This window comes from Enterobacter sp. HSTU-ASh6, assembly GCF_026319105.1.
In the GTDB taxonomy this organism is placed as follows: Bacteria; Pseudomonadota; Gammaproteobacteria; order Enterobacterales; family Enterobacteriaceae; genus Enterobacter; species Enterobacter sichuanensis.
Genome location: NZ_WSPD01000041.1, coordinates 1 through 1,633 on the forward strand (window position 1 = coordinate 1; position 1,633 = coordinate 1,633).

Genomic DNA, 1,633 nt, shown 5'->3' on the forward strand with positions numbered 1-1,633 from the left:
AAATGAATACCAAGTCTCAACGAGTGAACACGTAATTCATTACGAAGTTTAATTCATTGAGCATCAAACTTTTAAATTGAAGAGTTTGATCATGGCTCAGATTGAACGCTGGCGGCAGGCCTAACACATGCAAGTCGAACGGTAGCACAGAGAGCTTGCTCTCGGGTGACGAGTGGCGGACGGGTGAGTAATGTCTGGGAAACTGCCTGATGGAGGGGGATAACTACTGGAAACGGTAGCTAATACCGCATAACGTCGCAAGACCAAAGAGGGGGACCTTCGGGCCTCTTGCCATCAGATGTGCCCAGATGGGATTAGCTAGTAGGTGGGGTAACGGCTCACCTAGGCGACGATCCCTAGCTGGTCTGAGAGGATGACCAGCCACACTGGAACTGAGACACGGTCCAGACTCCTACGGGAGGCAGCAGTGGGGAATATTGCACAATGGGCGCAAGCCTGATGCAGCCATGCCGCGTGTATGAAGAAGGCCTTCGGGTTGTAAAGTACTTTCAGCGGGGAGGAAGGCGTTGTGGTTAATAACCACAGCGATTGACGTTACCCGCAGAAGAAGCACCGGCTAACTCCGTGCCAGCAGCCGCGGTAATACGGAGGGTGCAAGCGTTAATCGGAATTACTGGGCGTAAAGCGCACGCAGGCGGTCTGTCAAGTCGGATGTGAAATCCCCGGGCTCAACCTGGGAACTGCATTCGAAACTGGCAGGCTAGAGTCTTGTAGAGGGGGGTAGAATTCCAGGTGTAGCGGTGAAATGCGTAGAGATCTGGAGGAATACCGGTGGCGAAGGCGGCCCCCTGGACAAAGACTGACGCTCAGGTGCGAAAGCGTGGGGAGCAAACAGGATTAGATACCCTGGTAGTCCACGCCGTAAACGATGTCGACTTGGAGGTTGTGCCCTTGAGGCGTGGCTTCCGGAGCTAACGCGTTAAGTCGACCGCCTGGGGAGTACGGCCGCAAGGTTAAAACTCAAATGAATTGACGGGGGCCCGCACAAGCGGTGGAGCATGTGGTTTAATTCGATGCAACGCGAAGAACCTTACCTACTCTTGACATCCAGAGAACTTTCCAGAGATGGATTGGTGCCTTCGGGAACTCTGAGACAGGTGCTGCATGGCTGTCGTCAGCTCGTGTTGTGAAATGTTGGGTTAAGTCCCGCAACGAGCGCAACCCTTATCCTTTGTTGCCAGCGGTTAGGCCGGGAACTCAAAGGAGACTGCCAGTGATAAACTGGAGGAAGGTGGGGATGACGTCAAGTCATCATGGCCCTTACGAGTAGGGCTACACACGTGCTACAATGGCGCATACAAAGAGAAGCGACCTCGCGAGAGCAAGCGGACCTCATAAAGTGCGTCGTAGTCCGGATTGGAGTCTGCAACTCGACTCCATGAAGTCGGAATCGCTAGTAATCGTAGATCAGAATGCTACGGTGAATACGTTCCCGGGCCTTGTACACACCGCCCGTCACACCATGGGAGTGGGTTGCAAAAGAAGTAGGTAGCTTAACCTTCGGGAGGGCGCTTACCACTTTGTGATTCATGACTGGGGTGAAGTCGTAACAAGGTAACCGTAGGGGAACCTGCGGTTGGATCACCTCCTTACCTTAAAGAACCTGCCTTTG

Annotated in this window: 1 rRNA gene; it reads left to right on the top strand. The window is 53.4% G+C overall.

Annotated elements, in window-relative coordinates:
- Positions 1 to 73: 73 nt before the first annotated feature.
- Positions 74 to 1,613: ribosomal RNA gene (locus GM298_RS23180) — 16S ribosomal RNA — on the top strand.
- Positions 1,614 to 1,633: the final 20 nt, after the last annotated feature.